Genomic DNA, 23,415 nt, shown 5'->3' with positions numbered 1-23,415 from the left:
CAATGAGCGTGATGACTACCAAGAAACCCCAGCGTCTCGGACGTGGACTCGATGCCCTGCTGAGCGCCTACGAGGCGCCGGTCGAAAAGGACGAGCTGCGCCAGATCCCGATCGACCAGTTGCAGCGCGGCAAGTACCAGCCGCGCACGCACATGAATCCCGAGGCGTTGCAGGAACTGGCCGATTCGATCAAGGCCCAGGGCGTGGTGCAGCCGATCGTGGCGCGTCCGCTGGCCGCCGGCAACTACGAGATCATCGCCGGCGAACGCCGCTGGCGCGCGGCGCAGCTGGCCGGGCTGGAATCCATACCGGCGGTGGTGCGCAATATCCCGGACGAGGCCGCCATCGCCATCGCGCTGATCGAGAACATCCAGCGCGAGAACCTGAACCCGGTCGAAGAGGCCAATGCCTTCACGCGCCTGATCGACGAATTCCACATGACGCACCAGCAGGTGGCCGAGGCCGTGGGCCGTTCGCGCGCGGCCGTGACCAATATGCTGCGCCTGCTGACGCTCAATACCGACGTGCGTGAACTGCTCGAGACCGGCAAGATGGACATGGGCCATGCGCGCGCTCTGCTCGCGCTCGAGGGCAAGCACCAGAGCCAGGCGGCACACCAGGTAGTGGACAAGGGCCTGTCGGTACGTGAGACCGAGAATCTCGTGCGGCGCCTGCTGGCGGGCCCCGCCGCCGGCCACAAACCCTCCGGAAGCCGCATGGACCCCGATACCCGCGCGCTGGCGCAGCGGCTGTCGGAAAAGCTGGGTGCCAAGGTGCGTTTCCAGCACAGCGCCAAGGGCAAGGGCCGGGTGCTGATCGAATACAACACCCTGGAAGAGCTGGACGGCATTCTGGCCCATATCCGCTGAAGCCGTCTCAAAACCTGCTGCGCACACGCTCCTTTCCCGCTGCGCCATCCGGCTCCGCGGGAAAGCTCCGCCTCACCCTCGCCCGGCTGACGGCCGCTCGCGACGGTTTTGAGACGGCTTCTGGTCGTCGGAACCCCGGCCAGCGCCACTTGCTATCCCCTTGAAACGGCGTCTATAACTAGAAAGAGACATTTTCGGAACAGGCAAGGGAAGGCTGATGAAACCGGCAACCGTTTTTTTGATCCTCGGCTTGACCGCCACACCGCTCCTTGCGGGGGCGCAGGACCTGACATCGCTTGAGAAAATGCGCCAGACGGCGGCGCAAGGTAATGCCGACGCCCAGCTCGAGATGGGCATCCTCTACGAGTTCGGCTACAACATGCCGAAGAACAACGTCACCGCGCTGGCCTGGTATCTGCGGGCCGTGGAACAGGGTAGCGCGCTCGCCGCCAGGCGCCGCGACCAGATCATGGCCGGCATGAAACCGGAAGAGATCGAGGCGGCACAGAAAATTTCGCTGGAACTGGCCGCGCAAGCACCGCCGGCCACGACCCCGCCTCCAGCGGCTGAGCCGGCGCCCGTGCCGGCCGAACCGGCACCCGCACCGGAAGCCCCGCTGGCCGGTCCCCCGAACCTGGACACACCGCCTCCCTCCACTCCCTGACTCGCCGTCTCCGGACCACCCTGTCCCCGCTCTGGTCAGGGACCAGTGCCAGCGGGTAACATACGCGCCCGCTGCCCGCCACGCAGACATGCCCATGCTGAACCGGGTCGGTTGGCATGGGGCAGCGTCGACCGTGGAGATATCCGATGCTCGTCAAAGAGATTATGACCACCTCCGTTCGTGCCGCAGGGCCGGAAGACCCGGTCCGGGAAGTGGCCGCGACCATGTGCTTTCACAAATTCTCCGGCCTTCCGGTGGTGGATGCCGCCGGCAAGATCGTGGGGGTGATTTCGGAAAAGGACATCCTGCACGGGATGTTTCCCAAGTTCGAAGACCTGGTGGCAAGTTCGGGCCTGGTGGATTTCGAGGCGCTCGAGCACGAATATCAGAACATGGTGAGCCTCAAGGTCGGCGATCTCATGAGCCAGAAGATCATTACCGTCGGACCGGAAATGCCGGTGCTGAAGGCCGCCTCCATCATGTTTCGCAACCGCATCCGTCGCATCCCGGTGCAGCAGGACGGCAAGCTGGTCGGCATCATCAGCATCGGCGACGTGCACAAGGCCATCTTCAAGCAGAACCTGACGAAGATCGCCTGAGCCGGGGATAATCCGGTTCTATCGGGATATCACTTAATTGTTGAATCCGGAAGGCGGCGTCTTTATATTGCGCGCCGGCGCGAAAACGGTTTTACCTGAGCGCAACAGGCGGGTAATCGCGGTTGATCGCGCTCAATTCAGCCGGAAACCCAATAGTTTATTCTTTACGCTGTATTTTAGTTAAAGCTAATATACCCAGCTTGTGCGGGTCCCTTTGGAGTTCCGTACCTCTCTCTTGCACTGACGATGACCGGAATCGCAACCGCTTACAAAATCGTTTTGGCCCAGCTGATGGTGACGCTGGTGGCCGGGATCATGGCGTGGGTGGCGCTGGGTCATGCCATTGCTGTCGCGGTGGTGGCCGGCGGCCTGATCAACGTCATCGCCAACCTTTACTTCGCGCTGCATGTCTTCCGTGGCGGGGTGCGGCCGGCTGACGCGGTCATGCGCAGCTTTTACGTGGCCGAAGCGGCGAAATTATTGCTGACCGCCGGGCTGTTCGCGCTGGCGCTCGTGGTATTGAAACTGGCGGCCGTGCCGCTGCTAACCGGTTTTGTCGTGACACTCGCGGGCTACTGGCTGGCGCTGCTGCCGGCCGGTCCGGTGCTGCGGTGGATCAGGACATGAGCACCGGCACCGCGACGGTCACCTCGACCGACTACATCATTCATCACCTGACCAACCTGCGTCAGGGTGAGGGCCTGTGGCAGGTCAACATCGACACGCTGTTTTTCTCCATCGCCCTCGGCGCCGTATTTCTCGTCATCATGGGGCTGGCGGCACGCCGGGCCACCAGCGGCGTGCCTGGCGGCTTGCAGAATTTCGCCGAGATTCTTGTGGAGTTCGTCGACCGGCAGGTGAAGGACACCTTTCACGGACGCAACCCCGTAATCGCGCCGCTGGCGCTGACGATCTTCTGCTGGGTGTTCCTGTGGAACCTGATGGACCTGGTGCCGGTGGATGTGCTGCCGGAGTTCGGCAAGCTGCTGGGCGTGCATTATCTGCGTGTCGTGCCGTCGACCGACCTGAACGCCACCTTCGGTCTTTCGCTCACGGTGCTGCTGCTCATCGTTTTCTACAGCCTCAAGGTCAAGGGGCCCGTGGGCTACGCCAAAGAGCTCCTCACGCATCCTTTCGGCCCGTACTTGTTCCCGGCCAACCTGCTGCTCAACGTGGTCGAACTGCTGGCCAAGCCGATTTCGCTGGCACTGCGTCTGTTCGGCAACCTGTACGCGGGTGAAATGATTTTCATCCTGATCGCGCTGATGTATGGTGCCGGCTGGCTGCTCGGCCCGCTCGCCGGGGTACTGCAGCTCGGCTGGGCGATCTTCCACCTGCTGATCATCACCCTGCAGGCGTTCATTTTCATGGTGCTCACGATCGTGTACCTGTCCATGGCGCACGAAGAGAGTCACTGATCCGGTTCGGTCCTTTTTCAACTTTTTTATTTTTCGGAGGAAGCAATGGAAACTCTGTACGGCATGACCGCGGTGGCGGTGGGCATCATCCTCGGCATGGGCGCGCTCGGTACCGCGATCGGCTTCGGCATCCTCGGCGGCAAGTTCCTCGAGGGCGCCGCCCGCCAGCCGGAGATGGTCCCGATGCTGCAGGTGAAGATGTTCATCGTCGCCGGCCTGCTCGACGCGGTGACCATGATCGGCGTCGGTCTGGCGTTGTGGTTCACCACCGCCAACCCGTTTGTCGCGGCGCTCAAGGCCGTTGCCGGCAACTAACGATTGGGTTTCGGCCAGGAGCCTGAGCCATGAACATAGGCATCACATTAATCGGCCAGATGATCAGCTTCGCGCTGTTCGTCTGGTTCACGATGAAATTCGTGTGGCCGCCGCTGATGCGGGCGATGGAGCGGCGTCAGCAGACCATCGCTGACGGCCTGGCGGCCGCCGAACGCAGCAAGCACGACCTCGAGCTGGCACAGAAAAAGGCCGGCGAGCTGATGCGCGAGGCGCGCGAGCAGGCCGCCGACGTCATCGTCGAGGCCGGCAAACGCGCCGGCGGGATCATCGACGAATCCAAATCGAATGCGCGCGCCGAAGGCGAGCGCCTGCTGCTGGCCGCCCGTTCCGAGATCGAGCTCGAGGCCAACCGCGCGCGCGAGCAGCTGCGCGCGGCCGTGGCCGAGCTGGCCGTGGCCGGGGCCACGCGCATCCTGGAAAAGGAGATCGACCGCGACGCGCACGCGAAGCTGCTCGACTCCGTGGTGGCGAAACTCTAGCGCGATGGCCGAACGCCGCACCACAGCACGTCCCTACGCCGAGGCCGCGTTCGCGCTCGCGCGCGACGCCCGGCGGCTCAAGCCCTGGTCCGAGATGCTCGGCCTGCTGGCCGCGGTCGTGGGCGATGCCGGCCTGCAGCCCCTGCTCGACGACCCGCGCCTGCCGCGCGAGCGTCTCGCCGAACTCATCATCGAGATCGGCGACAGGCATCTTGATTCCGAGGCGCAAAATTTTGTGCGCATTCTGGCGGAAAACCGCCGCCTGGCGCTGCTGCCGGAGATCATCGAACTTTACGAGATGCGCCGGGCCGAAGCCGAGGCCATCGTCGAGGCCGACGTGACCTCGGCCTATGCCCTGACCGACGCCGAACAGCGCAAGATCAGCGAGGCGCTCAAGCGCCGGATGGGACGCGAGGTGCGCGTCACCACGCGCGTCGACGCGTCGCTGCTGGGCGGGATTGTCATCCGTGCCGGCGATCTGGTGATCGACGGTTCCGTGCGCGGGCGCATCGCGGCGCTGGCCACGCATCTGAATTATTGAAATTACCGGGATATCAAACGATGCAACTCAATCCTTCCGAAATCAGCGAACTGATCCGTGCCCGTATCGAGAAGTTCGAGGTCCGGGCCGAGGCCCGTACCGAAGGCACCGTGGTCTCCCTCACCGACGGCATCTGCCGCATCCACGGCCTGTCCGACGTGATGCAGGGCGAGATGATCGAATTTCCGAACAACACCTTCGGGGTGGCGCTCAACCTCGAGCGCGACTCGGTCGGCGCGGTGATCCTGGGCGAGTACAAGCACATCACCGAGGGCGACACCGTCAAGTGCACCGGGCGCATCCTCGAGGTGCCGGTGGGCGAGGCGCTGATCGGGCGCGTGGTCGACGCCCTCGGCAACGCCATCGACGGGCGCGGCCCGATCAAGTCCGAGGAGCACTCGCCGATCGAGAAAATCGCCCCGGGTGTGATTCAGCGCCAGTCGGTGTCGCAACCGGTGCAGACCGGCCTCAAGTCGATCGACTCCATGGTGCCGATCGGCCGCGGCCAGCGCGAACTCATCATCGGCGACCGCCAGACCGGCAAGTCCGCGCTCGCCATCGACACCATCATCAACCAGAAGGGCACCGGGATCATTTGCATCTACGTCGCCATCGGCCAGAAGTCCTCGTCGGTGGCGGGGGTGGTGCGCAAGCTGGAAGAACACGGCGCCATGGGCCATACCATCGTGGTGGCCGCGAGCGCGTCCGAGTCGGCGGCCATGCAGTACATCGCGCCGTATTCCGGCTGCACCATGGGCGAGTACTTCCGCGACAGCGGGCGCGACGCGCTGATCGTGTACGACGACCTGACCAAGCAGGCTTGGGCCTACCGCCAGATCTCGCTGCTGCTGCGCCGCCCGCCGGGACGCGAGGCCTATCCGGGCGACGTGTTCTACCTGCACTCGCGCCTGCTCGAGCGCGCCGCGCGCGTCAACGCCGACCACGTGGCCAAGATCACCAATGGCAAGGTCACCGGCAAGACCGGCTCGCTCACCGCTCTGCCGATCATCGAGACCCAGGCCGGCGACGTGTCGGCATTCGTGCCGACCAACGTGATTTCGATCACCGACGGCCAGATCTACCTCGACACCGACCTGTTCAACGCCGGCATGCGCCCCGCGATCAATGCCGGTCTGTCGGTATCGCGCGTCGGCGGCGCGGCCCAGACCAAGATCGTGAAGAAGCTGGGCGGCGGCGTGCGCCTGGCGCTGGCGCAATACCGCGAGCTCGCCGCCTTTTCCCAGTTCGCCTCCGACCTCGATGCCGCCACGCGCAAGCAGCTCGAGCGCGGCAGCCGCATCATGGAGGTGATGAAGCAGCCGCAGTACTCGCCGATGTCGGTGGCGGAGATGGCGGTCACGCTGTTCGCCGTCAACGAGGGCCTGCTCGATGATGTCGCCGTCAACAAGGTGCGCGCCTTCGAGGACGGCTTGCAGGCATACATGAAGCAGAAGCACCAGGCGCTGCTCGACAGGATCAACGCCACGCCGGAGTTCAACGACGTCGTGGCCGGCGAGTTGCGCGAAGCGGCGAAGTCCTTCAAGGCCAATTACATCGGATAAGCCATGGCTGTCGGCAAAGAGATACGCAAGAAGATCAAGTCGGTCCAGAACACTCAGAAGATCACGAGTGCGATGGAGATGGTCGCGGCCAGCAAGATGCGCCGCGCCCAGGAACGCATGCAGGCCGCGCGCCCGTACGCCACCCGCATCCGTCATGTGATCCAGCATTTGCACGAGGGCCACCCGGAGTATCGCCACCCGTTTACGGTCGAGCGCGAGGCCAAACGCGTCGGGCTCATTATCGTCACCTCCGACCGCGGCCTGTGCGGCGGCCTCAACACCAATCTGCTGCGCGCCGCGCTGGTCGAAATGAAGGGCTGGCGCGACCGCGGTCTCGAGATGGAGGTGTGCAACATCGGCTCCAAGGGTTTCGCCTTCTGCAAGCGCTTCGGTTTTCCGGTGGTTTCGCATGTGTCGCACCTCGGGGACCGGCCGCGGCTGGAAGACCTGATCGGCACCATCAAGGTCATGCTCGATGCCTACAGTGAAGGCCGGCTGGACCGGCTGTTCATCGTCTACAACCGCTTCGTCAACACCATGACGCAGAAGCCGCTGCTGGAGCAGCTGCTGCCGCTGCCGCCGGTGCCGGAGCAGGAAGCGCAGGAACTGAAGCACTACTGGGACTACCTGTACGAACCCGAGGACGCGCACGAGTTGCTGCAGGACCTGATCACGCGCTACATCGAGTCGCAGATCTATCACGCCGTGATCGAGAACCTCGCGTGCGAGCAGTCGGCGCGCATGGTGGCGATGAAGGCCGCGAGCGACAACGCCGGCGCGCTCATCGACGATCTGCGGCTGGTGTACAACAAGGCGCGCCAGGCCGCGATCACGCAGGAGATCTCGGAGATCGTCGGCGGCGCCGCGGCGGTGTAAGAATTTGTCCACAGAGTACACAGAGAACACAGAGCAGACAGCTTTGTTTTTATTCTCTGTGCCCTCTGTGATCTCTGTGGCAAGGAATTTATTTATTTGGGGTATTGCAAATGAGTAACGGAAAAATCGTGCAAATCATCGGCGCCGTGGTCGACGCGGAATTCCCGCGCGAGCACCTGCCGAAGGTGTATTACGCGCTCAAGGTCGAGGGCGGGCTCACGCTCGAGGTGCAGCAGCAGCTCGGTGACGGCGTGGTGCGCTGCATCGCCATGGGTTCCACCGACGGCATCAAGCGCGGCCTGTCGGTTACCGATACCGGCGCGCCGATCTCGGTGCCGGTCGGCACCAAGACCCTCGGCCGCATCATGGACGTGCTCGGCAACCCGATCGACGAAAAGGGCCCGGTCGGAGAAGAAAAGCGCATGCCGATCCACCGCACCGCACCGTCCTATGAAGACCAGGCCGCGAGCGCGGAGCTGCTCGAGACCGGCATCAAGGTGATCGACCTCATCTGCCCGTTCGCCAAGGGCGGCAAGATCGGCCTGTTCGGCGGCGCCGGCGTGGGCAAGACCGTGAACATGATGGAACTGATCCGCAACATCGCGGTGGAACATTCCGGTTACTCGGTGTTCGCTGGCGTCGGCGAGCGCACCCGCGAAGGCAACGACTTCTATCACGAAATGAAGGAAGGCGGCGTGCTCGACAAGGTGGCGCTGGTGTACGGCCAGATGAACGAGCCGCCGGGCAACCGCCTGCGCGTCGGCCTGACCGGCCTGACCATCGCCGAGAACTTCCGCGACGAAGGCAAGGACGTGCTGCTGTTCATCGACAACATCTACCGTTACACGCTGGCGGGAACCGAAGTGTCCGCCCTGCTGGGCCGCATGCCCTCGGCCGTGGGTTACCAGCCGACGCTGGCCTACGAAATGGGCATCCTGCAGGAGCGCATCACCTCGACCAAGAAGGGCTCGATCACCTCGGTGCAGGCGGTGTACGTGCCGGCCGACGACCTGACCGACCCGTCCCCGGCGACGACCTTCTCGCACCTGGACGCGACCGTGGTGCTGTCGCGCCAGGTTGCCGAGCTCGGCATCTATCCGGCCGTGGACCCGCTCGACTCCACCAGCCGCCAGGTTGACCCGAACATCATCGGCGAGGAGCACTACCGCACCACGCGCGACGTGCAGGCCACCCTGCAGCGCTACAAGGAACTGCAGGACATCATCGCGATCCTGGGCATGGACGAGCTGTCCGAGGACGACAAGCTGACGGTGAGCCGCGCGCGCAAGATCCAGCGCTTCCTGTCGCAGCCGTTCTTCGTGGCCGAGGTGTTCACCGGCAGCGCCGGCAAGTATGTCTCGCTCAAGGACACCATCCGCGGGTTCCGCGGCATCGTCGACGGCGAATACGACAGCTATCCGGAACAGGCCTTCTACATGGTCGGTTCCATCGAAGAAGTCGCCGAGAAGGCGAAGACCCTCTGACGTGCCAGCGCACGGGGACCCCATGAAGGCACTGACCATGCACGTCGACATCGTTTCCGCCGAGAAGGAGATTTTCTCCGGCCTGGCGGAGATGCTGGTGGCGACCCTGGTGAACGGCGAGGTCGGCATCCTGCCGCGCCACACGCCGCTGCTGGCGCGCATGAAGCCGGGCGAGGTGCGCGTGAAGACGCCGACCGAGGAGCTCTCGTTCTACGTCTCCGGCGGCCTGCTGGAAGTGCAGCCGCACGTGGTCACGGTGCTGGCCGACACCGCGCTGCGCGCCCGGGACATCGACGAGGCCGCCGCGCTCAAGGCCAAGGAACGCGCCGAGGAGGCGCTGCGCAACCGCCAGGTCGACATCGATTACGCCAAGGCCCAGGCCGAACTGGCCGAGGCCATCGCGCAGTTGCGTGCCATCCAGAAACTGCGCGAACGCGCCCACAAGTAAGCGCCGTCCGCACCTTTCCTGTCACCGAATCCTGTTTCCATGACCGCCGTCGTTGCCAAGAACAAGGTTATTTCCCTCATTTACGTGGTGCGTAACGAGAAGGGGGAAATCTTCGAGTACCGCGACCTGCCGGTGTCGTACGTGCACGGCTCCGGCACCGACCTGTTTCCCAAGATCGAACAAGCCCTGGAAGGACGCGCCGTCGGCGACCGGGTGGCGGTGCAACTGACCCCGGCCGACGCCTTCGGCGACCGCGATCCCAAACTCACCTTCACCGATGACATCGAAAACGCGCCGCCCGAGCTGCGCCGTGTCGGCGCCGAGTTCGAGGCGCAGAACGCCAAGGGCGAGAGCATCATGCTGACGGTGACCCGCATCGAGGGCGACCGTATTACTGTCGACGCCAACCACCCGCTGGCCGGCCAGAACATCAGCTTCGAGGTGACGGTGCAGGATATCCGCGACGCCACCCCCGAGGAAATCCGCGACGGCCGACCCGCCGGCGACCTGCCGACTTTGCAATAAATCCGCCTCACCCCGGCGCTTTTTTCTATAGTTAGCGGGTATGATGCAAGCTTCGCCCTGACCCATGTCCGCCCCCCTCGAAATCGTCATCCTGGCTGCCGGCCAGGGCAAGCGCATGTACTCCGACCTGCCCAAGGTCTTGCACGGCCTGGCCGGCAAGCCCCTGCTGGGCCATGTGCTGGACACCGCGCACATGCTCAAACCGGACGCAATCCACGTGGTTTATGGTCATGGCGGCGAACAGGTGCGCGCGGCCTTTCCCGGGACAGGACTCGTCTGGGTCCATCAGGCGGAGCAGAAAGGCACCGGCCATGCCATGGCCCAGGCCATGCCCAAAATCGCTGAACGGGCCACCGTGCTGGTGTTGTACGGCGATGTCCCCCTGATCCGCCCACAGACCCTCCAGGAATTGCTTTCCGCCGCCGGTGACGGTCTGGCCCTGCTCACGGCCGAATTGGCCGATCCCGCCGGCTATGGCCGCATCCTGCGTGATCCGGCCGGCCGGGTGGTCCGAATCGTCGAGAGCAAGGATGCCGGCCCGGACGAGGCCGCCGTGCGCGAGGTCTACACCGGTTTCCTCGCCGCCCCGGCGGCAAAGCTCAGGAAATGGCTGGCCGGCCTGCGGAATCACAACGCCCAGGGTGAGTACTATCTGACTGATATAATTTCCATGGCGGCAGCGGAACGGGTGGCGATCACCACCCGCGCCCCCCGCGACCTCGGCGAAATCCTCGGGGTCAATAGCAAGCCGGAGCTCGCGCAATTGGAGCGCATGTACCAGAAACAGCAGGCGGAGAAACTCATGCAGCAGGGCGTGACCCTGCGCGACCCCGCGCGCCTGGACGTGCGCGGTGAACTGACCTGCGGACGCGACGTGGTGATCGACGTGAACGTGGTCTTCGAAGGCAAGGTCGTGCTTCAGGACGGCGTTCAGATCGGCCCCAACAACGTGATCCGCGACACCACCATCGGCGCCCACACGCAGATTCTTCCCAGCTGCGTCATCGAGGAATCCGTCATCGGCAGCCATTGCCGCCTCGGACCGTTCACGCGTCTGCGCCCGGGGGCGGAAATCGCGGACCACGTGCATCTGGGAAATTTCGTCGAGATCAAAAAATCCCGGGTCGGCCCCGGCAGCAAAATCAATCATCTGAGCTACGTCGGCGACACCACGGTGGGCAAGGACGTAAATATCGGCGCCGGCACCATCGTGTGCAATTACGACGGCGCCAACAAACATCCGACGGTCATCGGCGACAAGGCCTTCATCGGATCGAACACGGCGCTGGTGGCGCCGTTGACCGTGGGCGAAGGCGCCACCATTGGCGCCGGCTCGGTGATCACGAAAGACGCGCCGGCCGGCGAGCTGACACTGACACGCGCGCCGCAGATGACCAAGCCCGGCTGGAAACGGCCGGTGAAAAAAAGCAAAGATAAATAGACAGGATTAACTGGATTTACTGGATTATCCGAAGAACGGATGGTCAGATTTAATCATGTTAATCCTGTAAATCCTGTCCATTTTTTTAGCAATAAAAAGGCAGACAACAAATGTGTGGCATTGTCGGCGCGGTCGCGCAGCGTAACGTGGTTCCCATCCTGGTCGAGGGTCTGAAGCGTCTCGAATACCGCGGTTACGATTCGGCCGGGCTAGCCGTGCTCGGCGACGGCGGCGCGGAACGCCTCGACCGCGTGCGCGCCGTCGGCAAGGTCAAGGCGCTCGAGGACTCCATCCAGCAGCTCAAGACCGAGGGTCAGACCGGCATCGCCCATACGCGCTGGGCCACGCATGGCGTGCCGAGCGAGGACAACGCCCACCCGCACGTGAGCCACGGCGTCATCGCCGTGGTGCACAACGGCATCATTGAAAATCACGAGAAGTTGCGCACGAAGCTGCAGGAGCTGGGCTACGAATTCACCTCCCAGACCGACACCGAGGTGGTGGCGCACCTGGTGCACCACCACCTGAAAAAACAGAAAGATTTATGCAAGGCGGCCATGGCCGCGATCGGCGAGCTGGAGGGCGCGTACGCGCTCGGCATCATCAGCCGCGATGAGCCGCACCGCCTGATCGCCGCGCGCAAGGGCAGCCCGCTGGTGGTCGGGGTTGGCATCGAGGAGCGCTTCATCGGCTCCGACGTGCTGGCGCTGGCACCGGTGACGCGCAACGTGATCTATCTCGAGGAAGGCGACGTGGCCGACCTGCGCCGCACCGAGCACACCATTTACGACGCCAGCGGCAAGAAGGTCGAACGGCCAGTGCGCGTGTCCGAGGCCACGGCCGACGCCGTGGATCGTGGCCAGTATCGCAACTTCACCGAGAAGGAAATTTTCGAGCAGCCGAAGGCCGTGGCCGACACCCTCGAAGGCCGCCTCGGCAAGGGCCGCATCCTGGAAGAGGCCTTCGGCGTCACCGCCGGGCAGATCTTCGACAACACCAAAGCCGTTCAGATCATTGCCTGCGGCACCAGTTTCCACGCCGGTTCAGTGGCGCGCTACTGGATCGAAAGCCTCGCCGGCCTGCCATGCAACGTCGAGATCGCCAGCGAATACCGTTACCGCAAGCACGTGGTGCTGCCGGGAACGCTGGTGGTGACCATTTCCCAATCCGGCGAAACCGCCGACACGCTCGCGGCACTGCAACAGACCAGGAAGCTCGGCTACGGTCATTCGCTCGCCATCTGTAACGTGCCGGAGTCCTCGCTGGTGCGCGAGTCGGAACTCACGCTGCTCACCCGCGCTGGCCCGGAAATCGGCGTCGCTTCCACCAAGGCCTTCGTCACCCAGCTCACCGCCCTGCTGCTGCTCACCATCGCGCTGGCGCGCCGGCATGGATTGACCGCCGAGAAAGAAAAGCAGCTGGTGGAAGAACTGGAACAGCTCCCGGGCCGCATCCAGAAAGTGCTGGAACTGAGCGAGGAAATCCGCGCCCTGTCCGAGCGCTTCGTGGACAAGCACCACGCGCTGTTCCTCGGGCGCGGCGTGCACTACCCCATCGCCATGGAAGGGGCACTGAAGCTCAAGGAAATCTCCTACATCCACGCCGAATCCTACGCCGCCGGCGAACTGAAGCATGGTCCGCTGGCGCTGGTGGACGCCAACATGCCGGTCATCGCCGTCGCGCCCAACGACGAGCTGCTGGAAAAACTGAAATCCAATCTTCAGGAAGTGCGCGCCCGCGGCGGCGAGCTGTACGTGTTCTCGGTCAAGGGCACCGGCGTGCGCGCCAGCAACACCACCAAGATCCGCATGCCCGAGGTGGGCGAATGGACCTCGCCGATCCTCTACACCGTGCCGCTGCAATTGCTGGCCTACTACGTCGCGCTGGCGAAAGGGACGGACGTGGATCAGCCGAGGAATCTGGCGAAGTCGGTAACGGTGGAGTAGAACCGCCTTCGGCGGGACCCAAAACCGATTGCGCTCCCCGCGCACGGACCGTATCCCGGGCGGACTGATTTTCCACGGACGCCGCGCCGTCTCTGGTAAAATTCGGGGATGGATGTTTCCCACCTGATGGACGATCTCAACGACGTGCAGCGCGAGGCCGTGGGCGCCCCGCCGGGGCCGCTGCTGGTATTGGCCGGCGCCGGCAGCGGCAAGACGCGCGTGCTGACCCACCGCGTGGCCTGGCTCGTCGGTGTCGAGGGCATCTCGCCACATTCCATTCTGGCGGTGACCTTCACCAACAAGGCCGCTCACGAGATGCGCGGCCGCATCGAGTCCATGCTGCACACGCCCGTGGGCGGCATGTGGATCGGCACCTTTCACGGCCTGTCGCACCGGCTGCTGCGATCCCATTGGAAAGAAGCAAACCTGGCTCAAACATTTACGATTCTGGATAGTGAGGACCAACTCAGAGTCATCCGGCGGCTCATGAAGGGCATGAACATGGACGAGGCCTACTGGCCGCCGAAGCAGGCCATGTGGTTCATCAACGGCCACAAGGAAGAGGGCCGGCGCCCGAAGGACCTCGGCGAATCGCTCGATCCAACCCAGCGCGAACTGCGCCGGGTATACGTGGCCTACGAGGAGACCTGCCAGCGTTCCGGGCTGGTCGATTTCGCCGAGCTGCTGCTGCGCGCCTACGAGCTGCTGCGCGACAACCCGGCCATGCGTGAGCACTACCAGGCGCGCTTCCGCCATGTGCTGGTGGACGAGTTCCAGGATACCAACCGCATTCAATACGCCTGGCTGCGCCAGTTCGTCGGGCCCGAGCGCAACCTGTTCGTAGTCGGCGACGACGACCAGTCGATCTACGGCTGGCGCGGCGCCAAGGTGGAAAATATTCTCAAGTTCGAAAACGATTTTCCCGGCACGCGCACCATTCGCCTCGAACAGAATTACCGTTCCACCGGCACCATCCTCAAGGCCGCCAACGCCGTCATCGGCCACAACACCGGACGTCTCGGCAAGAACCTGTGGACCGCGGGCGAGGAAGGCGAGCCGATCCAGTTCTACACCGGCTACACCGATTATGACGAGGCGCGTTTCGTGATCGACCGCATCCAGGACTGGGTCGCGCGCGGACACGCGCGCGCCGAGTGCGCCATCCTGTACCGCTCCAACGCCCAGTCACGCCTGTTTGAAGAACGCCTGATCAACGAGGGTATCCCTTATCGTGTGTATGGCGGCCTGCGCTTTTTCGAGCGCGCCGAGATCAAGGACGCGCTCGCCTATCTGCGGCTCATGGCCAGCCGCCACGACGACGCCTCTTTTGAGCGGGTGGTAAATCTTCCCACCCGCGGCATCGGCGCCAAGACCGTGGACGCGCTGCGCGAGCGCGCCAAGGGTGAAAAAATTTCCATGTGGGACGCGGCGCAGAAACTGCTCGGCGCCGCCGAGTTGCCGGCCCGCGCGCGCGAGGCGCTGCTTGGGTTCCTGCAACTGATCGAGCGCCTGGCCTCCGAGACCGCCGGGCTCGCGCTGGGCGAGACCGTCGAGCACATGCTCGCCGGCAGCGGGCTGATCGAGCACTACAAGAAGGAAAAGGGCGAGAAGGCCGAATCGCGTGTGGAAAACCTGGAGGAGCTGATCAACGCCGCGCGCGGTTACGAGCACGACGAGGCCGAGGGCCTCGATCCGCTGTCCTCGTTTCTGGCGCATGCGGCACTTGAGGCCGGCGAGGGCCAGGCCGAGGCCTGGCAGGACTGCGTCCAGCTCATGAGCCTGCACTCGGCCAAGGGGCTGGAATTCCCGCTGGTGTTCCTGACCGGTCTGGAAGAGGGCCTGTTCCCGCACCAGCATTCGCTCCAGGACCCGGTGCGGCTCGAGGAGGAGCGGCGCCTGTGTTACGTCGGCATGACCCGGGCGCGCCGCCAGCTGGTGCTGACCCAGGCCGAGCTGCGCCGCCTGCACGGCAACGAGCACTACACCAGCCCGTCGCGCTTCCTGGGGGAAATCCCCGAAGAGTTGCTTCAGGAAATCCGCGCCAAACCTGCGGTTTCGGCCTATGCCCCATCCAGCCCGGCGCGCGGCCTGCCGGCCGATGAGCCCCCGGCCGGGGGCATGCGCCTCGGCAGCCGGGTGCGCCACGGGACCTTCGGCGACGGGGTGGTGCTGCGCTACGAGGGCCAGGGTCCGCATGCCCGGGTGCAGGTCAATTTCGAGGCCGCCGGCACCAAGTGGCTCGTGATCGGATACGCCAAGCTCCAGTCCCTGTAACCCCGCCCCGCCCGACCTTGCATCCTCAGTTGATGGACTATAGTTAGGGAAAAGAAAAATCCAGGGAATGGCCGGGTCAGACCGGGTAGAGAAAATAACGGGGATGTCTCGTGAAGCAAGCTAGGAGCGAGGTTCAAACGGCGGTCAAGGCCATGCTGGCCATTGCGGTCATGCTCTTCCTCGTCGAAGTGCTGATCATGTACGCCCTGCGCTACCTGGGCTTCGAATTCGGAACCCGATTCACCCTCCTCAACGGCATTCTGCTCGCGGTGATTTGCGCGCCGCCGATCTACTGGCTGGTGCTGAGCCCGATCCGCAACCAATACATCAGGCGCCTGCGCGGTGAAGGCGACGACGAAGACCTGAGCCATATGGCGATCACTGATCCGCTCACGCGCATCATGAACCGTCGCGGCATCACCGTCGGCCTGCTCGATGCCATGGCCCATGCCGAGCGCTACCGCACCCCGCTGACGGTCGCCATGGCCGACATCGACCTGCTGAAGGAAATCAACGCCTCCTACGGACGTGGCGGCGGCGACCGCGTGCTCAAGGACGTGGCCGGCGTGCTCGCCGACGCCCTGCGCATGCCGGACAAGGTCGGGCGCTACGGCGGCGAGGAATTCCTCATCGTGCTGCCGCACACCAGCCTGGTGCAGGGCAAGAAAATCGTCGAGCGCATCCGCAACTCGGTCAGCAAGTGGGACTTCAACGTGGGCTCCAAGAAAATCCGCCTGACCATCAGCATCGGCGTTACCCAGTACAAGGATGGTGAAGATCTCGAGCAGCTGATGTCGCACGCCAGCAAGGCCCTGCAGGAAGCCAAGCAGGGCGGCCGTAACAAGGTTGTCGCCAGCAAAAGTCGTTAATCCTTTCCGTCGTTCCCTTCCGTAAAGCGTTTGGCTCCGGTGCATGACTGGGGCAGAATGTCCGCTGTCCGTCAAAACCATCAAGAAAAATGACATGAAACGACGCGATGTCCTCAAGGGCGCCGGAGTCGGGCTGCTGGGCGCGGCCGCTGCCGTGCGCGCCGATGAATCCCCGACGATCCGCTGGCGTCTTGCTTCAAGTTTCCCCAAGAGCGTGGACGCCATCTACGGCGCGGCCGAGCGCCTGGCGCGGCGCGTCGGCGAAATCACCGGCGGCAAATTCCAGATCCGCGTGTTCGCCGGCGGCGAGATCGTGCCGGGACTGCAGGTCATGGACGCGGTCGGCCAGGGCACGGTCGAGTGCGGCCAGACCGCCGGTTACTACTACGTCGGCAAGAACATGGCCTTCGCCTTCGAGACCGCGGTGCCGTTCGGCCTGAACGCGCGCCAGCAGATCGCCTGGATGTACGCCGGCGGCGGCCGCGAGCTGATGCGCGACCTCTACACCGAGCATGGCGTGGTGATGTTCCCCGGCGGCAACACCGGCGTGCAGATGGGCGGCTGGTTCCGCCGCGAGCTCAAATCCATCGCCGACCTCAAGGGCCTCAAGATGCGCATCCCCGGCCTCGGCGGCCAGATCCTGGCGCGCCTCGGCGTGGTGCCGCAGACGCTGGCCGGCGGCGATATTTATCCCGCGCTCGAAAGCGGCGCGCTCGACGCCACCGAATGGGTCGGGCCCTACGACGACGAGAAGCTCGGCTTCCACAAGGTCGCGAAGCACTATTACTACCCCGGCTGGTGGGAGCCCGGGCCGCAGATTTCGTTCTACGTGAATCTCAAGAAATGGCAGGAACTGCCGCCGGCCTACCGCGCTGCTTTCGAAGCCGCCGCGGCCGAGGCGAATCTGTACATGCTCGCCGACTACGACGCCAAAAATCCACCGGCCTTGCAGCGCCTGCTCAAGGCCGGCGTACAGCTGCACGCCTTCCCCAAGGACGTCATGCTCGCGGCGCGCAAGACGGCGTTCGAGATGTACGAAGATGAGGCGCGCAAGAACGCGGTATTCAAACGCATCTACAGCGAGTGGAAAAAATTCGCCCTCGCCAGCGACCAGTGGTTCAAGGTGGCGGAGTCGTCGTACGCAAATTTCATGCATTATGTGAAGTGAACATGAACATATAATCCCATATGCATCGGATCACAATTGTATGAATGCCAAAACGAGAGTCGTATTAGTGATACTGTTATGGCTGGCAGCAATTTCTGTTCTGGTATTCTCAGTCTCGTCTTCTGAATCTCTTCGTGCTTGGGCAACTGAACGCTTCTCGGGAATTTTTTTTCTTTCCCTTGGTATCATCGTATGTACTTCAATGTTTACCAGGGACACAATTTTTCTTGGAAAAATTATCGTGACTACTGAAGAACCGATTGCCTACAGAATTTCGGCAACGATTGGTGTTATTTTGTATTTATCAGGACTGATCTTCTTGGTGAGATAAAAAGCAAAGGCAATGAATAGAGACGGAGGTATTAAGTAGTTATCCCTCCAGCGAAAAAGGGGACGGAGTGAGATGTACCCGTTTCCACTTCTCCACCGTCTTTCCCGCCCCGCCATGAATCCGAAAATCGTCATCCGAAGTGAAACCGCTGCCGATGTGAACGCGATAACCGAGGTGACCGTCGCCGCGTTCCAGACCCTGGAGATCAGCCAGCACACGGAGCAGTTCATCGTCGCGGCGCTGCGCGCCGCCAGGGCCCTCACGGTATCGCTCGTCGCAGAAGCAGATGGCCGCGTGATAGGGCATATCGCTTTCTCTCCCGTGACCATTTCGGACGGCACCCGGAACTGGTACGGACTTGGACCGGTATCCGTGCTGCCCGAATACCAGCGCCGGGGCATCGGCAGCGCGCTGATACGAGAAGGGCTGTCACGCCTGAAGGCTTTGGGTGCCGCAGGCTGCTGCCTCGTGGGACATCCGGCGTATTACCGGCGCTTCGGTTTCGAAAATGCTCCAGGGCTTGTCTGTGAGGGAGCTCCCCAGGATGTCTTCTTTGCCCTGCCCCTCGACGGGCAGGTTCCCCAAGGCACTGTGGAATTTCACGAGGCTTTCAAGGCAGACAGATAGTAAAAGGGGATGGAGGGATTAAACTTCAATCCCTCCATCCCCTTTTGAATCACTAAGGGAACCATGGCAAACATTCTCATCCTCTATTCAACCGTCGATGGCCAGACCCGGAAGATCTGCCAGCGCCTGCAGCAGGTCATCGAACGGGAGCACCACCGGGTGGAGCTGGTCCCGGTGAGCGAGGCGGACGGCGCGGAGCTGAACCGGTTCGACAAGATCGTCATCGGCGCCAGCATCCGCTACGGCAAGCATCGCCCGGAAGTTTTCGAGTTCGCCGGGCGCAACCGGGCGGTGCTGGACGGCAAACCCAACGCCTTTTTCACGGTCAACGTGGTGGCGCGTAAACCGGAAAAGAACCGGCCCGAGACCAATCCCTACATGCAGAAGTTCCTGCAACAGTCGGCCTGGCGTCCCCGGGAACTGGCGGTGTTCGCCGGCAAGATCGATTACCCGAAGTACGGCTTCTGGGACCGGCAGGTTATCCGCTTCATCATGTGGATGACGCAGGGGCCCACCGACCCGGAATCCGTGGTGGAATTCACCAACTGGGATGACGTGGAGGCGTTCGGGCGGCGCATCTGCGCGATGCATTAATTGCTTCGCTCTGAATCGAGCCCTTATCGCCACTCCGGCGGCAGGAAGCCGGCGTCGGGATCGACCTCCAGCGGTACCTCCATGATCTGGCTTTCCGGAGCGATGGGCGCATGGCCCACGATCTGCGGAAAGATAATCACGATCGCCACCATTAACACCTGCAACAGCACGAACGGCACCGCGCCCCAGTAGATGTCGGCGGTGCGGATGGATTTGGGCGCGACGCTGCGCAGATAAAACAGCGCGAAGCCGAACGGCGGGTGCAGGAACGAGGTCTGCATATTGATGCCGAGCAGCACGCCGAACCAGATCGGGTCGATGCCGAGCTTGGCCGCGACCGGCGCCAGCAGCGGCACCACGATGAAGGCGATCTCGAAGAAGTCGAGGAAGAACGCCAGCCCGAATACCAGCAGGTTCACGACAATCAGAAAGCCGATCGCGCCGCCGGGCAGTTGCGTCAGCAGGCTCTCGACCCACAGGTCGCCGTCCACGCCGCGGAACACCAGGCTGAACACGGTCGAGCCGATGAGAATGAAAATCACGAAGCTGGTCAGGCGCGCGGTCGAGTCCATGGCCTGTTTCGCCACGTCCAGCGTCAGCCGCCTGCGCAGCGCCGCCAACGCCACGGCCCCGGCCGCGCCGAGCGCGCCACCCTCGGTGGGGGTGGCGATGCCGAGAAAAATGGTGCCCAGCACCAGGAAAATCAGCACCAGCGGCGGGATCAGCGTGATCCCCACGCGCCTTGCCAGCGCCGCCCCGCGCAGGGTGCGCGCCTGCGGCGGCAGGGCCGGGGCGGCATGCGGCTTCACCAGCGTGACGCCGAGGACATAGCAGAGATACAGCCCGGCCAGCATCAGCGCCGGGGCCAGCGCGCCGGTGTACATGTCACCGACCGAGGCGCCGAGCTGGTCGGCCAGCACGATCAGCACGATCGACGGCGGCACGATCTGCGCCAGCGTGCCGGAGGCGGTGATCACGCCGCTGGCGAGGCGCTTGTCGTAACCGTAGCGCAGCATGATCGGCAGCGAGATCAGGCCCATGGCGATGACCGTGGCCGCCATCACGCCGGTGGTGGCGGCCAGCAGCGCGCCGACGAACACCACGGCGAAGGCGAGCCCGCCGCGCACGCGCCCGAACAGTTGGCCCACGGTGTCGAGCAGCTCTTCCGCCATGCCGCTGCGCTCGAGAATCAGGCCCATGAAGGTGAAGAAGGGAATCGCGAGCAGCGTCGGGTTGGAGACGATGCCGTAGACGCGCTCGGGCAAGGCCTGCATGAGGCTCAGATCGAAGAAACCCGACTGGATGCCAATGAAGGCGAACAGCAATCCGTTGGCCGCGAGCGCGAACGCCACCGGATAGCCGAGCAGCAGGAACAGCACCAGCCCGGCGAACATGAGCGGCGCCATCACCGCGAAGGTCATACGTCCTCCCGCGGCTGCTCGTGCGTGAGTTTTCCTTCCCCGCGCAGGAAAGCGATGCGCTTGATGATCTCGGCCACGCCCTGCAAACCGAGCAGCGCGAAGCCGAGCGGAATGAGCAAGCGCACCGGCCAGCGGATCAGTCCGCCGGCGTCCGGCGAGGTCTCGCCGCTCACGAAAGAATCCACGAAGCCGGGCCAGGCGAGCCACACTATCAACCCGCACAGCGGCAGCAGGAAAAATAGAGTCCCCAGCAGATCAATCCACGCCTGCACGCGCGCTGAGAAGCGCCCGTAGATGATGTCGATGCGTACGTGGCCGTTGTGCTTGAGGGTGTAGCCGGCGGCCAAAAGAATGATGGCGCCGAACAGGTACCACTGGATTTCCAGCCAGGCGTTGGACGAGCGCCCCAGGCCGTAACGCGCCAGCGCGTTCAGCGCCGAGATCAGCGTGGCCGCGCCCACCAGCCACAGCACCGCGCGGCCGACGGTTTCGTTGGTGGCGTCGATGGCCTGGGCAATGTTGATCCAGAATTTCATGAATTATTTTTTGTTGAACTGGCGCAGCCTACCGGCAACCGTGCGGGCGACAAAATCGTCCTGAACGCCATGCCCGCGAGGCGCGGCTCCCCCGGACGGAGCACTCAGAAAAGGCCATATTTCAGGCCGTTTTTCGAAATCTAGAGTGCCGGCGACTGGTGGACCCCCGGATCCTGGCCTATATATCCATTGTCCCCAAAAAAGTAAGGATAACCATGGATCTGATCTATCGGAAGGAAAAAGTGTTGTTCGGAATTGCCGTCCTGATCTCGGCCGTGTTCTGGCTGGTGCTGATCGGCGCCACCATGGGCATCGCCCTGATGTATGTCTTGATGTTTTTTGTTTTTTACCTGTTCGCCCAGTCCGCGTTCATCTCCTATATCCGCGGCACGGCGGTCAAGATCACGCCGCAGCAATTTCCGGACCTGCAGCAGCGGGTGGCCGCGTGCAGCAGCAAGCTCGGCATGAAAAACGTGCCGGACGTATACCTGCTGCATGCCGACGGCGCCTTCAATGCTTTGGCGACGCGCTTCCTCGGTCGTGATTTCGTGGTGTTGTTCTCGGACGTGGTGGATGCTTTCGAGGCTCAGCCCGGCGCGGTGAATTTTTATATCGGCCATGAGATGGGTCACATCCACCGCAAGCATCTGCTGTGGGGGCCGCTGCTGGCCCCGGCGCTGCTGCTGCCCCTGCTCGGCGCGGCCTATTCCCGCGCGCGCGAATATACCTGCGACCGTTACGGTCTCGCCTGCTGCGAGAACCCGCAGGACGCCACCACCGGCCTGGCCGCGCTGGCCGCGGGCGGACGGCGCTGGCGCATCCTGAGCAAGGAAAACTATGCCGGCCAGACCAGGGAAAGCTCCGGCTTCTGGATGTCATTCCATGAGCTGGTCAGCGATTATCCGTGGCTCGTCAAACGCATGGCGATGCTGAACGCGCTGATCGCCAAGCAGAAGGCGGCGATGCCGAGCCGCAGCGGCCTGGCGTTCTTTTTTGCGCTGTTCGTGCCGCGTCTGGGAGTCGGTGGCGGCGGTGCGTCGGTGCTGGTTTTTGTCGCCATCATCGGCATTCTGGCGGCGATAGCGATTCCGGCCTACCAGGATTACGTGACGCGCGCCGGCATCATGGGCACGGTGCCCCACATCCAGCAAAGCAAGGCCGCCGTGGTCGACTACGCGGTAAAAAACCAGGGATGGCCGGGCAGCAACGAGGCCATTGGCCTCCCCGAGACCGGCGCCTTCGGTCCGGACATCAAATCCATCCGGATTCAGGAAGGTGGTATGGTCGTCGTGACCTTCGCCCGTGGTCCGGTGACGGATAAAAGCATCGTCTACCAGCCGTACGTGAAGGACCAGCGCATTTACTGGAAATGTGACGGCGAGGAACTTCCGCCCAAATATCTTCCGCCGGATTGCCGCTAGCCCGGCTAGGGGGTTTTCACGCCCGCGTGGAGCATGGCGTCGACCACGGCGCACCACGCGCGCGCCAGGTTGGGGCGGTCGTAGCCCCCGCCCCCGGTGGCGATAATTCTTCCCTGGCACAGTTCATCGGCCAGCGCGCACAGGCGCGCCGCCGCGTGCGCGTGGGCCGCGGGGGTGTAGCGCAGGTGCGTGATCGGGTCGCCGGCGAGGCTGTCGGCGCCGGCTTGCAGGATGATGAATTCGGGTTTTCCCGCGCGCACGAATTCCTCCACTCGCGGCCACACCCGCAGAAACGCGGCATCGTCCGCGCCGGGCTCCATCGGGATGTTGAGTTTGGTTCCTTGTGCCTTGCCGGTGCCGGTTTCGGCGGCGGCGCCGGTGCCGGGATAGAGATAGCGCCCGTCCTCGTGGATGTCGGCGAAGATCAGATCAGGATCGTCCTCGAAACCGTAGAACACGCCGTCGCCGTGATGCGCGTCGATGTCGACGTAGGCCACGCGCCGGATGCCGTGGCGCCGGCGCAGCGCCTCGATGAGCACGCCGATGTCGTTGAACACGCAGAAGCCGGCGGCGCCGTCACGGCGCGCGTGATGCAGCCCGGCGATGGGCACGAACACGCGCCGGCAGTCACCCGCGAGAATATGCTTGAGCCCGTCCAGCACCGAACCCACCACCACGGAAGCCGCCTCGAATACGCCGGGGAAGGCAGGGGTGTCGCCGAAGTCGAGATATCCCTCGCCGGTCTGTGACTGACGTTTGACGCGCGCGATGTAATCGGCGGTATGAAACAGCGCGAGATCTTCCTCGGTGCAGGAGACCGGCGTGCCGACGTCGCATTGCCAGTCGAGGCCGCGCCGGGTCATTTCCTGCCAGAAGGCGCCGAGACGGTCGGGGCCGAAGGGATGACCGTGGCCGAAACCATAGGCGGCCAATGCCTTGCCATGATAGACGCGTACACGCATCGTCCGGCATTGTACCGGGCCGGT

General features: G+C 63.6%; 25 protein-coding genes. 22 read left to right on the top strand and 3 right to left on the bottom strand.

Going from position 1 to position 23,415, the window contains the following annotated elements:
* The first annotated feature begins 11 nt into the window (after window positions 1–11).
* From SCL_RS13805 to hemG, 21 genes are all read left to right on the top strand, one after another.
* Window positions 12–869 (top strand): ParB/RepB/Spo0J family partition protein, encoded by an 858-nt coding sequence (locus SCL_RS13805; protein WP_096361999.1) that lies wholly within the window; start codon window positions 12–14, stop codon window positions 867–869.
* A gap of 217 nt (window positions 870–1,086) precedes the next feature.
* The gene (locus tag SCL_RS13800) at window positions 1,087–1,533 is read left to right on the top strand and encodes an SEL1-like repeat protein (RefSeq protein WP_096361757.1); all 447 of its coding nucleotides are present in this window, start codon (window positions 1,087–1,089) and stop codon (window positions 1,531–1,533) included.
* 146 nt (window positions 1,534–1,679) lie between these two features.
* Window positions 1,680–2,132 carry a CBS domain-containing protein gene (locus tag SCL_RS13795; RefSeq protein ID WP_172426064.1) on the top strand — a complete coding sequence of 151 codons (453 nt, stop codon included), beginning with the start codon at window positions 1,680–1,682 and terminating at the stop codon, window positions 2,130–2,132.
* A 246-nt stretch (window positions 2,133–2,378) separates the two neighbouring features.
* Window positions 2,379–2,759, top strand: a complete 381-nt coding sequence (locus SCL_RS13790; protein ID WP_096361755.1) for an ATP synthase subunit I — start codon at window positions 2,379–2,381, stop codon at window positions 2,757–2,759.
* The gene (gene atpB / locus SCL_RS13785) at window positions 2,756–3,550 is read left to right on the top strand and encodes a F0F1 ATP synthase subunit A (protein WP_096361754.1); all 795 of its coding nucleotides are present in this window, start codon (window positions 2,756–2,758) and stop codon (window positions 3,548–3,550) included. The genes SCL_RS13790 and atpB overlap by 4 nt, the downstream gene beginning before the upstream one ends.
* 45 nt (window positions 3,551–3,595) lie before the next feature.
* Complete coding sequence (atpE, locus tag SCL_RS13780) at window positions 3,596–3,865, top strand: F0F1 ATP synthase subunit C (RefSeq protein WP_096361753.1); 270 nt, start codon at window positions 3,596–3,598, stop codon at window positions 3,863–3,865.
* Between the two features lie 29 nt (window positions 3,866–3,894).
* Window positions 3,895–4,365 carry a F0F1 ATP synthase subunit B gene (locus SCL_RS13775; RefSeq protein ID WP_096361752.1) on the top strand — a complete coding sequence of 157 codons (471 nt, stop codon included), beginning with the start codon at window positions 3,895–3,897 and terminating at the stop codon, window positions 4,363–4,365.
* 4 nt (window positions 4,366–4,369) lie between these two features.
* Window positions 4,370–4,906, top strand: coding sequence for a F0F1 ATP synthase subunit delta (locus SCL_RS13770; protein ID WP_096361751.1), 537 nt, complete (start codon window positions 4,370–4,372; stop codon window positions 4,904–4,906).
* A gap of 20 nt (window positions 4,907–4,926) precedes the next feature.
* Window positions 4,927–6,468 carry a F0F1 ATP synthase subunit alpha gene (atpA, locus tag SCL_RS13765; RefSeq protein ID WP_096361750.1) on the top strand — a complete coding sequence of 514 codons (1,542 nt, stop codon included), beginning with the start codon at window positions 4,927–4,929 and terminating at the stop codon, window positions 6,466–6,468.
* 3 nt (window positions 6,469–6,471) lie between these two features.
* A complete protein-coding gene (atpG, locus tag SCL_RS13760) occupies window positions 6,472–7,344 on the top strand; it encodes a F0F1 ATP synthase subunit gamma (protein WP_096361749.1) in 873 nt (290 codons plus the stop codon).
* Window positions 7,345–7,454: 110 nt separating this feature from the next.
* Window positions 7,455–8,828: a F0F1 ATP synthase subunit beta gene (atpD, locus tag SCL_RS13755; RefSeq protein ID WP_096361748.1), complete on the top strand. Its 1,374-nt coding sequence runs from the start codon at window positions 7,455–7,457 to the stop codon at window positions 8,826–8,828.
* Window positions 8,829–8,850: 22 nt separating this feature from the next.
* Complete coding sequence (locus tag SCL_RS13750; protein ID WP_096361747.1) at window positions 8,851–9,276, top strand: F0F1 ATP synthase subunit epsilon; 426 nt, start codon at window positions 8,851–8,853, stop codon at window positions 9,274–9,276.
* 39 nt (window positions 9,277–9,315) lie between these two features.
* Window positions 9,316–9,801 carry an FKBP-type peptidyl-prolyl cis-trans isomerase gene (locus tag SCL_RS13745; RefSeq protein ID WP_096361746.1) on the top strand — a complete coding sequence of 162 codons (486 nt, stop codon included), beginning with the start codon at window positions 9,316–9,318 and terminating at the stop codon, window positions 9,799–9,801.
* A gap of 64 nt (window positions 9,802–9,865) precedes the next feature.
* Entirely contained in the window at window positions 9,866–11,242 is a 1,377-nt protein-coding gene (gene glmU, locus SCL_RS13740) for a bifunctional UDP-N-acetylglucosamine diphosphorylase/glucosamine-1-phosphate N-acetyltransferase GlmU (protein WP_096361745.1), read from the top strand.
* A 110-nt stretch (window positions 11,243–11,352) separates the two neighbouring features.
* Window positions 11,353–13,188, top strand: coding sequence for a glutamine--fructose-6-phosphate transaminase (isomerizing) (glmS, locus tag SCL_RS13735; RefSeq protein WP_096361744.1), 1,836 nt, complete (start codon window positions 11,353–11,355; stop codon window positions 13,186–13,188).
* 108 nt (window positions 13,189–13,296) lie between these two features.
* The gene (gene uvrD, locus SCL_RS13730; RefSeq protein ID WP_096361743.1) at window positions 13,297–15,462 is read left to right on the top strand and encodes a DNA helicase II; all 2,166 of its coding nucleotides are present in this window, start codon (window positions 13,297–13,299) and stop codon (window positions 15,460–15,462) included.
* A gap of 110 nt (window positions 15,463–15,572) precedes the next feature.
* A complete protein-coding gene (locus SCL_RS13725) occupies window positions 15,573–16,331 on the top strand; it encodes a GGDEF domain-containing protein (protein ID WP_148665108.1) in 759 nt (252 codons plus the stop codon).
* 94 nt (window positions 16,332–16,425) lie between these two features.
* On the top strand, window positions 16,426–17,499 hold the full coding sequence (locus SCL_RS13720) for a TRAP transporter substrate-binding protein (protein ID WP_096361998.1): 1,074 nt from the start codon (window positions 16,426–16,428) through the stop codon (window positions 17,497–17,499).
* Between the two features lie 40 nt (window positions 17,500–17,539).
* Window positions 17,540–17,830 carry a hypothetical protein gene (locus SCL_RS14190; protein WP_148665107.1) on the top strand — a complete coding sequence of 97 codons (291 nt, stop codon included), beginning with the start codon at window positions 17,540–17,542 and terminating at the stop codon, window positions 17,828–17,830.
* 114 nt (window positions 17,831–17,944) lie between these two features.
* Window positions 17,945–18,457: a GNAT family N-acetyltransferase gene (locus SCL_RS13715; RefSeq protein ID WP_096361997.1), complete on the top strand. Its 513-nt coding sequence runs from the start codon at window positions 17,945–17,947 to the stop codon at window positions 18,455–18,457.
* A 63-nt stretch (window positions 18,458–18,520) separates the two neighbouring features.
* Window positions 18,521–19,051, top strand: coding sequence for a menaquinone-dependent protoporphyrinogen IX dehydrogenase (gene hemG, locus SCL_RS13710; protein WP_096361741.1), 531 nt, complete (start codon window positions 18,521–18,523; stop codon window positions 19,049–19,051).
* Window positions 19,052–19,074: 23 nt separating this feature from the next.
* Here hemG and SCL_RS13705 read toward each other — a convergent pair whose 3' ends face one another.
* The gene (locus SCL_RS13705; protein ID WP_096361740.1) at window positions 19,075–20,472 is read right to left on the bottom strand and encodes a TRAP transporter large permease; all 1,398 of its coding nucleotides are present in this window, start codon (window positions 20,470–20,472) and stop codon (window positions 19,075–19,077) included.
* Window positions 20,469–21,008, bottom strand: coding sequence for a TRAP transporter small permease subunit (locus SCL_RS13700; RefSeq protein WP_096361739.1), 540 nt, complete (start codon window positions 21,006–21,008; stop codon window positions 20,469–20,471). The genes SCL_RS13705 and SCL_RS13700 overlap by 4 nt, the downstream gene beginning before the upstream one ends.
* Before the next feature lie 215 nt (window positions 21,009–21,223).
* Between SCL_RS13700 and SCL_RS13695 the strand changes: the two genes are divergently transcribed.
* Window positions 21,224–22,429 carry a M48 family metallopeptidase gene (locus SCL_RS13695; protein ID WP_096361738.1) on the top strand — a complete coding sequence of 402 codons (1,206 nt, stop codon included), beginning with the start codon at window positions 21,224–21,226 and terminating at the stop codon, window positions 22,427–22,429.
* A 5-nt stretch (window positions 22,430–22,434) separates the two neighbouring features.
* On the opposite strand, the gene SCL_RS13690 is transcribed toward SCL_RS13695, so the two are convergent.
* A complete protein-coding gene (locus tag SCL_RS13690; protein ID WP_096361737.1) occupies window positions 22,435–23,391 on the bottom strand; it encodes an acetoin utilization protein AcuC in 957 nt (318 codons plus the stop codon).
* Between the last annotated feature and the right edge of the window lie 24 nt (window positions 23,392–23,415).

It is taken from the genome of Sulfuricaulis limicola (assembly GCF_002355735.1).
Taxonomy (GTDB): domain Bacteria; phylum Pseudomonadota; class Gammaproteobacteria; order Acidiferrobacterales; family Sulfurifustaceae; genus Sulfuricaulis; species Sulfuricaulis limicola.
This window is presented reverse-complemented; position numbering and strand designations above follow the sequence as displayed.

Excerpts from the sequence above, each read along its gene's own strand:
- SCL_RS13700 (WP_096361739.1), bottom strand. The coding sequence starts at position 21,008 with ATGAAATTCTGGATCAACATTGCCCAGGCCATCGACGCCACCAACGAA.
- SCL_RS13720 (WP_096361998.1), top strand. The coding sequence starts at position 16,426 with ATGAAACGACGCGATGTCCTCAAGGGCGCCGGAGTCGGGCTGCTGGGC.
- SCL_RS13790 (WP_096361755.1), top strand. The coding sequence starts at position 2,379 with ATGACCGGAATCGCAACCGCTTACAAAATCGTTTTGGCCCAGCTGATG.
- SCL_RS13750 (WP_096361747.1), top strand. The coding sequence starts at position 8,851 with ATGAAGGCACTGACCATGCACGTCGACATCGTTTCCGCCGAGAAGGAG.
- atpA (WP_096361750.1), top strand. The coding sequence starts at position 4,927 with ATGCAACTCAATCCTTCCGAAATCAGCGAACTGATCCGTGCCCGTATC.
- SCL_RS13715 (WP_096361997.1), top strand. The coding sequence starts at position 17,945 with ATGAATCCGAAAATCGTCATCCGAAGTGAAACCGCTGCCGATGTGAAC.
- SCL_RS13800 (WP_096361757.1), top strand. The coding sequence starts at position 1,087 with ATGAAACCGGCAACCGTTTTTTTGATCCTCGGCTTGACCGCCACACCG.
- SCL_RS13745 (WP_096361746.1), top strand. The coding sequence starts at position 9,316 with ATGACCGCCGTCGTTGCCAAGAACAAGGTTATTTCCCTCATTTACGTG.
- atpG (WP_096361749.1), top strand. The coding sequence starts at position 6,472 with ATGGCTGTCGGCAAAGAGATACGCAAGAAGATCAAGTCGGTCCAGAAC.
- SCL_RS13770 (WP_096361751.1), top strand. The coding sequence starts at position 4,370 with ATGGCCGAACGCCGCACCACAGCACGTCCCTACGCCGAGGCCGCGTTC.
- atpD (WP_096361748.1), top strand. The coding sequence starts at position 7,455 with ATGAGTAACGGAAAAATCGTGCAAATCATCGGCGCCGTGGTCGACGCG.
- atpB (WP_096361754.1), top strand. The coding sequence starts at position 2,756 with ATGAGCACCGGCACCGCGACGGTCACCTCGACCGACTACATCATTCAT.
- SCL_RS13795 (WP_172426064.1), top strand. The coding sequence starts at position 1,680 with ATGCTCGTCAAAGAGATTATGACCACCTCCGTTCGTGCCGCAGGGCCG.
- glmU (WP_096361745.1), top strand. The coding sequence starts at position 9,866 with ATGTCCGCCCCCCTCGAAATCGTCATCCTGGCTGCCGGCCAGGGCAAG.
- SCL_RS13690 (WP_096361737.1), bottom strand. The coding sequence starts at position 23,391 with ATGCGTGTACGCGTCTATCATGGCAAGGCATTGGCCGCCTATGGTTTC.
- hemG (WP_096361741.1), top strand. The coding sequence starts at position 18,521 with ATGGCAAACATTCTCATCCTCTATTCAACCGTCGATGGCCAGACCCGG.
- atpE (WP_096361753.1), top strand. The coding sequence starts at position 3,596 with ATGGAAACTCTGTACGGCATGACCGCGGTGGCGGTGGGCATCATCCTC.
- SCL_RS14190 (WP_148665107.1), top strand. The coding sequence starts at position 17,540 with ATGAATGCCAAAACGAGAGTCGTATTAGTGATACTGTTATGGCTGGCA.
- SCL_RS13775 (WP_096361752.1), top strand. The coding sequence starts at position 3,895 with ATGAACATAGGCATCACATTAATCGGCCAGATGATCAGCTTCGCGCTG.
- SCL_RS13805 (WP_096361999.1), top strand. The coding sequence starts at position 12 with ATGACTACCAAGAAACCCCAGCGTCTCGGACGTGGACTCGATGCCCTG.
- glmS (WP_096361744.1), top strand. The coding sequence starts at position 11,353 with ATGTGTGGCATTGTCGGCGCGGTCGCGCAGCGTAACGTGGTTCCCATC.
- uvrD (WP_096361743.1), top strand. The coding sequence starts at position 13,297 with ATGGATGTTTCCCACCTGATGGACGATCTCAACGACGTGCAGCGCGAG.
- SCL_RS13705 (WP_096361740.1), bottom strand. The coding sequence starts at position 20,472 with ATGACCTTCGCGGTGATGGCGCCGCTCATGTTCGCCGGGCTGGTGCTG.
- SCL_RS13695 (WP_096361738.1), top strand. The coding sequence starts at position 21,224 with ATGGATCTGATCTATCGGAAGGAAAAAGTGTTGTTCGGAATTGCCGTC.